The organism is Bradyrhizobium sp. Unk1, assembly GCF_059512345.1.
Genome location: NZ_JCAMOP010000095.1, coordinates 1 through 9,959 on the forward strand (window position 1 = coordinate 1; position 9,959 = coordinate 9,959).

At 58.0% G+C, this 9,959-nt stretch carries 2 protein-coding genes and 3 pseudogenes; 3 read left to right on the forward strand and 2 right to left on the reverse strand.

Going from position 1 to position 9,959, the window contains the following annotated elements; all coding sequences use genetic code 11:
- Positions 1-137 precede the first annotated feature (137 nt).
- Positions 138-517: pseudogene (locus AC5ZFO_RS46260) on the reverse strand (transposase); the annotation flags it as partial.
- 3,462 nt (positions 518-3,979) lie between these two features.
- On the opposite strand from AC5ZFO_RS46260, the gene AC5ZFO_RS46265 reads away from it, so the two are divergent.
- The 3 genes and pseudogenes from AC5ZFO_RS46265 (at position 3,980) to AC5ZFO_RS46275 (ending at position 8,985) form a co-directional block, all read left to right on the forward strand.
- Positions 3,980-4,342, forward strand: a complete 363-nt coding sequence (locus AC5ZFO_RS46265) for a hypothetical protein (RefSeq protein ID WP_282525774.1) — start codon at positions 3,980-3,982, stop codon at positions 4,340-4,342.
- A 50-nt stretch (positions 4,343-4,392) separates the two neighbouring features.
- Positions 4,393-5,219 (forward strand): annotated as a pseudogene (panC, locus tag AC5ZFO_RS46270) (pantoate--beta-alanine ligase).
- Between the two features lie 661 nt (positions 5,220-5,880).
- Positions 5,881-8,985 (forward strand): efflux RND transporter permease subunit, encoded by a 3,105-nt coding sequence (locus AC5ZFO_RS46275; protein ID WP_496124043.1) that lies wholly within the window; start codon positions 5,881-5,883, stop codon positions 8,983-8,985.
- 743 nt (positions 8,986-9,728) lie between these two features.
- Here the strand turns inward: AC5ZFO_RS46275 and AC5ZFO_RS46280 are convergent.
- Positions 9,729-9,878: pseudogene (locus AC5ZFO_RS46280) on the reverse strand (IS630 family transposase); the annotation flags it as partial.
- Positions 9,879-9,959: the final 81 nt, after the last annotated feature.

Below are 9,959 nucleotides of genomic sequence, written 5' to 3' on the forward strand. Positions count from 1 at the left end.
CAAATCCAAACCCACCGTGATAATCTTCTCCATGGAACGGTCCTTCCTTTATGGCGCCTCCCCAGGCGACCACGTTAAGCACTTTTGATGCCGGTTCGAAGGGCCGTTCCACACCATCAATTTTGATGCAGCTCCGATTATTCTGCGCCGATTAGTCTGGCCTGAAGCAGATCGATTTTCCCTCGGCCATACATCTCACGTCTGACGAGCTTGAGGCGTTTGATCTGACCTTCAGTCTGCCCGTTCGACCAGGGCGAAGTAATTGCCGCCCGAACCGCCGCTTCATCCTTGGTCACGCCGCTGGCGAACGAAGCGACGAGACTAACGCGGGCGCGCTCGATCCATGAAGCGAGCGTCATGTCGGCCTTGCGACGGATCATCGTGTGGAATTCGGTGATTATCTCGCGGGCATCGACCAGGCTGGAACGCCAACTTCGATCGCCGCGACCGTGGCGGCCTCCGCTTTCGTCAGCAAGTCCCGGCCGATTGTCAGAAAGCGTGCGAACGAATTCTGCGAAACGCCTTCAGGTTTTGAATTTTTGATGTTCCTGAAAGAGGGCCGGTGGCTTTCACGTGCGCCCCAATGATGCGGAAGTTGCGAATCAGATCCGTGCCTTCTGTGAGGGCGGGGCAGGAGTGGTCGGTACAACGAGTCGTTTTTCAACCCAGCTTCTCCTTTGTAAACCAGCTCAACCGACTAAGTCTGACAGGTGGCTTGCGGGACTTCTCGACGGTAAAAGGCAGAGCGCCCTGGGGCAGCCGCTCAAGGGTGCGAGGTGGCAGCGTTGCAGTGCCGTGACGCTGGCGAGCGGAGTTAGTGGCGCACGTGATAGGGACAGCGCTTTCCAAGGGCCTCTTCGACGAGCGCCGAGTCACGTCGTCATTAACTTCGCTGGCAGCGCGGAGCCGGTAGTTACAGAGCCGCTTTGAATAGGGCGGAGGGCCGGCCCGCGCTGCCTTCCCTCTAGTTCTAGACCTTCCGGGCTCGGAATACTTCAAAACACTAACAGGTGAGCCGTAACCGATCCCTGCTCGTCGATTCCTGTCAGCCAGAACCTCGAGACGCTGAACGGCTGGCAGCCAGTTACGCTGCGGTGCGTAACTATCGCGATCTGCTGCATAAGTGGGCCGACACGTTCTTTGGCCAACGTCATCATGAGCTGAGGTGCTGCCAACGATACCGAGCGCCGCCGAGATCGTCTCTTTCACCCAATAGACAGGGGCTCTGATCTCGATGAGCGACGTCGGCTTGCGCCCTCTTAGATCCGATAGGTCACAGCCTCCTCGGCCCCGGCCTAAGCTGCCGAGGAGGCCGAAGTATGCTGGTGCCGCTAAACGCCCGCCGATTGATGCGCGCCTTTGTGGTCCGGCAGGCGAGCGGACCTTTGCAGCAAGTACAGATATCACCGATGAGTCGAGATTTTTGGCGAGAGCGAAGAGGTAAACGCGTAAATCAAATAGTCTACCGGAGCGTTGCGCAGCTACAAGCTCCTTTCGACGCGCAGTTTGCATCGCTAACAAACTAAGGACGCCGGATAATAGGTAAATCTATACTTCAAACCAGAGGCCAATCAGTCGGGGATCCGCGTCATTGGTGCCCGAAGAATGTTGAGAAGAATTCTTTCGCCTCACAGATCGACGACGCGTGAACCCGTCATCGCAGGTGGGTGGGGAGCGTCCAGCGAACGCAAGATCGCTCGCGTAGAAGGCACCCCGCTTGATCGACGAGCGTTCCTAACTTGGGCGGCTTCACGACGGCAAGACATCCAGCTCGCGCCATCCGCGTTGTTTGACCAACAGTTTCTCGATTGCTGTGCATGACCACCAATGCTGGTAGGTCACCCGAGGACGCTCTATCGCTAAGGTCCCACCGTACCCTGAGGCGACGGGTCTCACGGGAAGGCCGGGTGGGCTAGCCTTGTGATCCCCCGAGGCTAACTACTGAGCCAGCGGCACGTGATAGGGAAAGCTCCTTCCTTCCTCCAATGGGGGGCCGAGTCATCTCGCCCCTAGCTGTCCGGCGAAGCGGATGCGGCAGAGATAGCGCATTTGTCCACCTTCCCGGGGTGGATATAGGCGCCGAGTCGCATCCGCGCTGCTTTCTGTCGAACTCGCCAATTGAGTCTAGTTTTGACGCTTTACCGGCTAATGGGCGTGATGAGGCTTGGTAGCGCATTTTGACGAAACGGACACAATCGTCTTCGGTACGAGAACCCAGCGTGGAGCGCGCCCCGCGGCGCGACGTATCCGGGTTCGAAAGCAACTGATGCGCGATCCGAATGGCCAGTCCTGCGCGGTCAAAGAGCCGCACGAACTGGGGTGCGTGAGGTCAATCAGTCATAAACGTGCAGTGGATTGGCTGCGCGCCATCCGGCGCGTCGCCCCAGAGCGGCTGCCGCTGATCGCAAGCATGCCGAGTGGCTACCGTCTGAGGCGTAAACGTCGATATTGCTCTCGGCGGCAAGCGGCCACATGGGCCGCTTTTCGTTATGTAAATTGTTGCGCAGGTCTGTCAGCTTTCGGTAAGCCAGCCCCGATAAACAATCGTTGGGTTTAACGGGGGCGTGGCAGGGACAGCGCATGAGCTGAAGGACCACCATGTGCCGAGTTACGCTTCCGTTAAGCTCATTGCGCCGCGGATGCGGCAGGGATCGTGCCTCATGCTGCCCCCAGGCCGTCAGGCGCCGAGCCGCGTTCGCATTGCTTCCCACTCACGGGTTAGGTCTCGTTCTGGCAATATTACTCGTTTTGCGAACGATAAGCTCCCGATCAGCATCTTGCCTCCGCTAGCTGAGCTTGGAGCCGGTTAGGGGGGCAGGGACAGCGCTGCCCCGTGGAGGCCGAGCGCCGAGTACCAAGTTCAACTAGCAGCTGGGGCGGGCAGGGACAGCGTCTGCTCCAGTGCAACCAAACGGCGCCGAGCGCGCCGCACTGCTTCCGATCAATCATCACCAACCCTCTGGAAGGGAAGGAGATTGCCTGCGAAGCCCGTCCGCTGTTGTCTTGGTGCAATTGTGTCCGCCATGTGTGGCGACGACGACGCCGACTGCGTTGCCGATTCTTCAACGCGGTACTCCCTGTCGTGGCTTTCGAGGTCTCGGATAATCTTTCCAAGGAGACTGCTTCTATCGCGCTCCGTCTGGATTTACTCCGTCAACATTCTCGCGTCTCTCATGCGCGTTTGGCCTGTCATTCTTGTTTATGGAAAGCGCACGTGTCTGGACATGCTGGTGTCTCCAATTTCTCCAGGGCAAAGACCCAACTTAGAGAGCAGCCGATGAGATGGGACCGACCGATTTTGGTAGGTGCCCTTCGGTACTTCTAGAAGATACAAGTTGATAGCCTTGAGAATTTGAGCCTCACGGGAGCGAAGGTGGCCGGCTCCAGTCTTCGTGGCGGGGGTTGGCCACCAGCGCTTGCGGCACCATGCCCACAGGGCAGCTTCAGGCCAACAAATGCATATATTCGAGCGGCATATCACGTCCTTGCGGTCGCAAGCCCTTGCGGTGCTTGCGGCCAATCAAGCCCGTGCCGCCGATCAGTCTCTGGGACCATCAGATCGCAACGCCGCCACATTTAACATCGACGACGTTCAGGCGATGCTAGCCATACTCGATTGCATGAAGCCCAATCTGCAGCCGAAGGAAGCACGGCAGATCGCTGCGCGCATACGCGCGCTTCTAGAGGGGCCGCAGGGCGGGGCAGCTGGTTCGAATAGGATGTCTGTGAGACCACTAGATGTGAGTTTTCGGTAGGTTGTCCATCCCTGAACGAGCAAGCTGAAGATGTCGAATCTTTAGCGTACCCCGTGAGGATCGAATGGATACCCAAAGAATGCGCCTCTGACGCCGAATGGCCGATAGGCCATAGTGCCAAGCGGGATCGTAGGTAGCGTGACGAAGACTGCAGCGCGCTGCAGTTCAATATTTTCGGCGAAGACCGTCACCAAGTGGCCAAGCGTTCCGCGAGGAAGGCATGGATGGACCGTGATCGCTCCATAAGACATTTTTCATCGCCAAGCCAAACCCTGGCTGCCACGTGCGCGGACGTCGGAGCGTTCGACGACAGCGCCACACCGGTGAAACAAATCGCAACCGAGGTCGGCATGTCGCCGGCGATCGTCAGCCCTATCCGGCGGCGGTTAGGATTAAACCGATTGCGCTATCTGGACTCGGCAGAGCCGGCGCGGCGCTATGAACGTCAACATCCCGGCGGACTGGTCGCCGATGGCTTCCGGAATGCCTTCAGCAAAGCGATGAAGAGCGAACGACAGGCTGCGCGTGGCCTTGCTCAAGGCTGCGATCGCCTACAATGCAAGCCTCACCTCAAGGTCGAGCGATAACCGAATAAACAACTGGGCGCCGTCCAACTCAATTTAATGTAGAGTTCGAAATGCAAAAAATCAGGAAGTTCGCTGAACTTTGCCGCATTCTTGCAAAATCCCGCAGATTCGTGCCGACAATGGGCTATCTCCACGATGGCCACCTGGCGCTGATCGCGGCGAGCCAGGCGAAATGCGAGGTGACCGTCGTAAGCATCTTCGTCAACCCCACTCAGTTCGGACCAAATGAGGATCTCAGCACCTATCCGCGCGACTTCTTGCGCGATGAAAAACTGTGCCGCGGCCGCGGTGTTGCGATCTCTTCGCGCCCGACGCACAGGAAGTGTATCCGAGCCATTTCGAAACCTTCGTTGAACCGGGCGACCTCGCGAAACCACTGTGCGGAGACTTCAGGCCCGGACATTTTCGCGACGTGGCGACTGTCGTATGCAAGTTGTTCAACATGGTGCAGCCGGACGTCGTGTTCTTTGGGCAGACGGATTTCAAGCAATGCGCAGTCGTGCGTCGCATGGTAATTGATCTCAATCTCCCGATCGAGATTGTCACCGTACCAACCGTTCGCGAACAGGATGGGCTCGCGATGAGCAGTCGCAACCGCTATCTCAGCGAAGATGAGCGTCAGCGGGCCCTTGCGATCAGTCGTGGACTATCCGCAGCGCTCGATGAATTTCGCTCGGGAGAGCGCCACGTTGAAAAGCCGGTCGCGATGAAGCATTTAGAGGCAGTTGACAGGCTGCAGTATCTTGAACTTGTCGACGGTGACACGCTCAGAACCGCGGACAGTCCACTGCGGAGCGCCGCGGCGCTTTGTGCGGCCGCCTACGTTGACTCAACGCGGCTGGTCGACAACGTAATACTGGCATTGCCAACCCGGTAGCGCAATGAGTAGCCAAACCGTGCGCAGCATATCGAGTTGAAAGAAACGCTCAAGCCACTGTTACGAGAGGCGTATCGAGGCTGGTAGCAGAGGGCGAGCGCCGATACGACTTTGTTCGGCGAGTCAGCGAAGCCACAGCGCGTGCGCACGGATTATGTGGGGCCATGAACCTTGTGTCCGGCGGCGGCGATCAGCGGCCAATTCGACAAACCTTGGTATAGTGCTTTGCAGCCGATGCTATATCACCCACTTACCTTTGTAGAGTTGAGCGCCGGTTAGATCGTTTGTACTTTCGATGTCGAACCTGGATCATTCGATCTGCGGCTCAGTGCGAAGTCTGAACTGATGCCTTGCCAGAAGTCGGCGCGTTCCAATCAGGTGTTGAGACGAACATCTTGTTGCACGCAAAAAAGGCAGGAGCTTCCTAGAAGGTGCCACTATCGAGATCCCGATCAGCCACCAGATCAGCGGAATAGCATTTATTTGAGCGACGAAACTGGAAGCGGAGGATAGGGCGTCCGCGCGCTAGCGTGTGAGCCCTTAGAGTAGCCAATAACGCGTCGCTTGTGCTGGGGGTCTTTAGTACAGTCGCCGCATTGATGATCATCGCTGGTGTACGTTGCCGGCGAATTTGCATCCCTCTCTTGAAATGCGAGTCGAGATGGCATTTACCGAGCTTTTCATCAAACGTCCGGTATTGTCTGTCGTCGTCAGTTGCCTGATCTTACTGATCGGCTTTCGCGCGGCCACCGTACTGCCGATCCGGCAATATCCCAAGCTATCTAATACGGTCATCAATATCACGACTTCCTATCCTGGGGCCTCCGCCGACATGATCCAGGGGTTCATCACCACTCCCCTGGAGCAGGCAGTCGCTTCCGCCGAGGGCGTCGACTACATTAGTTCCTCATCGGTGCTCGGTACCTCCACGATCCAAGTCTACATCAAGCTCAATTTTGATCCCAACGAAGCGCTCACCGAGGTGCTCTCCAAGGTCAACTCAGTCAAATACTTAATCCCGAAGGAATCAAACGATCCGGTCGTCACTAAGTCGACCGGTCAGGCCACCGCTGTCATGTATATCGCCTTCTCCAGCGAGGAACTGGCGGCCAGCGCGATCTCCGACTACCTCTCGCGCGTTGTGCAACCCGTTATGTCAACCGTCGACGGCGTCGCAGCGGCAGACATCCTGGGCGGCCAGAGTTTTGCGATGCGGCTATGGCTCGATACCGCGAAAATGGCAGGGCACGGCGTGTCGCCGGCTGAAGTTTCGGCCGCAATCGCCGCTAACAACTTCCAGGCTGCGGCCGGCCAGACCAAGGGCTATTTCACTATCTCCGATGTCACGGCAAACACGGATCTGCGGAGTGTCGATGACTTCAAGCGCATGATCGTCAAATCCAATGACGGTGGCTTTGTGCGCATGGCGGACATTGCGATGGTCGAGCTTGCCGCGCAGACCACAGACACTAGCGTCGCAATGAACGGCGAGCACGCGGTCTTTGTCGGCGTTCGGGCAAGCCCGCAAGGCAATCCGCTAACCATAGCGCGAGGCGTTCGGGCGCTGTTTCCAGAAATGGAGCGTAACCTGCCGCCGTCACTGAAGATGAACGTGGCCTACGACTCCACCAAATTCATTCAATCGTCGCTCGATGAAGTGGAGAAGACGCTCATCGAGGCCGTCGTGATCGTGGTGGTGGTAATCTTCCTATTCCTGGCCTCGCTGCGGTCGGTCATCATTCCTGTGGTCACTATTCCGCTCTCGCTCGTTGGTGTCTGCAGCATAATGCTGGCGCTGGGGTTTTCATTCAATCTCCTGACTTTCCTTGCGATGGTTCTCGCAATCGGTCTCGTGGTCGATGACGCGATCGTTGTGGTGGAGAACATTCATCGCCATTTAGAAGAAGGTGCGCCGCCTCTACAGGCTGCTATAAGGGGCGCGCACGAGATCGTCGGGCCCGTTGTCTCCATGACGATTACCTTGGCTGCGGTATATGCCCCAATCGGGTTTCTCGGCGGCCTCACTGGTGCGCTGTTCCGCGAGTTCGCGTTTACGCTAGCGGGAGCGGTAATCGTGTCGGGCTTGATCGCTTTGACGCTGTCGCCGATGATGTGCTCGGTCTTCCTGAGGCGCGCAGAGGGGGGGCGGTTTGCAAGATTTGTGAACCGCGGGTTCAGCAGCATGACACGATGGTACGGCCGAAAGCTCGACCGCTCGCTCGACTATCGTCCGATTACCGGCCTGTTTGCGCTGACCATGCTGGGCCTCGTCGGCTTTCTCTATATGAATACTTCCAAGGAGCTCGCGCCCGAGGAGGATCAAGGTATCGTATTCGCTCTAACCAAGGCGCCGAGATACGCCAATATCGACTACCTCGACTATTACGGCACCAAGCTCGAACACGCGCTCCAGAAATTTCCAGAGACTGATTTGAGCTTTGTGCTCAATGGCGTTGGCGGCCAGCAGAGTGGCATGGCCGGCATGTTGCTCAAGGCATGGGACGAGCGCAAGCGATCATCGATCGTGCTAAAGTCCCTTGTCCAGGCCGAGCTGTCCAAAATCGAAGGCATCAACGCGTTTGCCTTTAGCTTGCCGCCACTTCCGGGCGGTTCGGATGGCCTACCAGTGCAGATGGTGATCAATTCGACGCTTGGCTTCCAATCCGTCTACGAGCAGATGTCGCAGCTGAAGGAAGCCGCGCGGAAGAGCGGTCTGTTCATGGTGAGCGACTCCGACCTGGAGTTCAACCAGCCGGTGGTACGAATCAAGGTTGATCGATCCAAGGCCAATGAGCTTGGCATCACCATGCAGACGATCGGAAACGCGCTCGCCACCTTACTTGGCGGAAACTACGTCAACCGCTTCAATTTGCAGGGCCGCTCCTACCAGGTGATCCCGCAGGTGCCGCGCGAGGAACGCTTGGCGCCGCAAGCAATCGGGAGCTATTATGTGAAGACTGCGGCGGGCTCGATGCTCCCGCTGTCCACCGTAGTCTCCATCGAGACTGCAACCGATCCGAACGCGCTCACCCACTACAACCAGCTCAACTGCGCGACCTTTCAGGCTGTGCCGATGCCCGGCGTCACGATCGGTCAGGCTGTGGACTTCCTGGAAGCGGAGGCAAAGAGACTACCCGCAGGCTTCAGCCACGACTTCCTTGCCGACGCGCGCCAATATGTGCACGAGGGTAACCAGCTGGCCATTGCCTTTGCATTTGCACTCATAATCATATTCTTGGTGCTTGCGGCACAGTTCGAAAGTCTGCGCGATCCCCTCATCATCCTGATCAGCGTGCCGATGGCAATCGTCGGCGCCTTGATCCCGCCATTCTTTGGCTGGGCGACGATGAACATCTACACCCAGATCGGACTGTTGACACTGGTCGGGTTGATTTCCAAGCACGGCATCCTGATGGTTGAGTTCGCCAATGAGCTGCAGGTCAAGGAGAGACTTGACCGTCGCTCGGCTATAGAGATGGCGGCGCGCGTCCGACTGCGTCCAATCTTGATGACCACTGCGGCGATGGTCACGGGCTTCATACCCTTGATGACCGCAACGGGAGCTGGCGCCGCGAGTCGATTCTCGATCGGGCTCGTGCTAGTCGCGGGCATGTCTGTGGGCACGCTGTTCACGCTCTTCGTGCTGCCGGCGGTCTATGTCGCGATCGCGTCCGATCATCGTGCCGATGCGAGTTCCGGCCGCGCGAAGACCGCTGCCGAGCTCGACCTCACCGGCGCTGCTGATGCCCAGATGGCCAAGCAATGACGATAAAACCAATCCAACTTCGCTCAGTGTGGTGCGCGAAGGAGCCTGCGACCGCTTTACGCTCCCTTACGCATCGAGATCTTCACGCCGGTGGTGCCGGGCTTGGCGACCATCAGGTGGTCGGCGAAGAACAACGTCGGTGATACGCGGCTGCTAAGGTGAATTGCACCGGACTTCACGGCAGCGGGACGCTAAAACTCGACCTCGCCGGGGAGAAGAGAATTCATGCTCTCCTGTAAAAGATGGCGTTGCCACTTATGTCCAGGGCTCTCAAACGACAACTATTTGCTTCCGTCTGATCGCGTTGCGGTGCTAGCTCACAAAGATGACGCTGGTTTGAACGCCTTTAGGACTAATTGACACGAGTTCAATTCCCTGGACGAACGGGTCGAGAACGGTCGTCGTCAGAAGCCCGGTAACGCAGGTCATCATTGAGGTCTTCGTCAACGTCTACGTCTTTCTCGTCAATCTGAAGGGCGTGCCGGCGGTTTGAGACGAGTGTTTCCCATCTTGCTTCTCTTGCCGGGCGTTGCGCTCGGCGGCCATGCCTTGACCTCGCTCCAGCCGGGGCTGGATGAAATTCGCCTACACGATCATTTTGTCCCTGATCGTGCTGTAAGCTGCGGGTTGACGCCGCCCTATCGAGACAAGCTGGCGGATCCGCCTGCCATTCGGGTGGATGCTGGGTATCCTGTCGTTCGGTGACGACTATCTCCGGCCCTCCCGTACGCCTCCGCTTACGAGGGAATGCACCACATGTCCCTGCGCCACGGTTTGAGGTCGTTTTCGGCCAGCCGGCGGCGCACAGTCTCGCCTGACAGGCTGTCGTGATCGGTGAGCTTGACCATCGCGTCGGCCAGCAGCGTCAGCGTCCAGCGTTTGCGGCCAGCCGGCGCATCGCGGCTGCCGACATCAGCCGCAAGCAAAATCTGCGCCCGCTTGAGCTTGCGGGCGGCATGCTTGCCGCCCCCGAG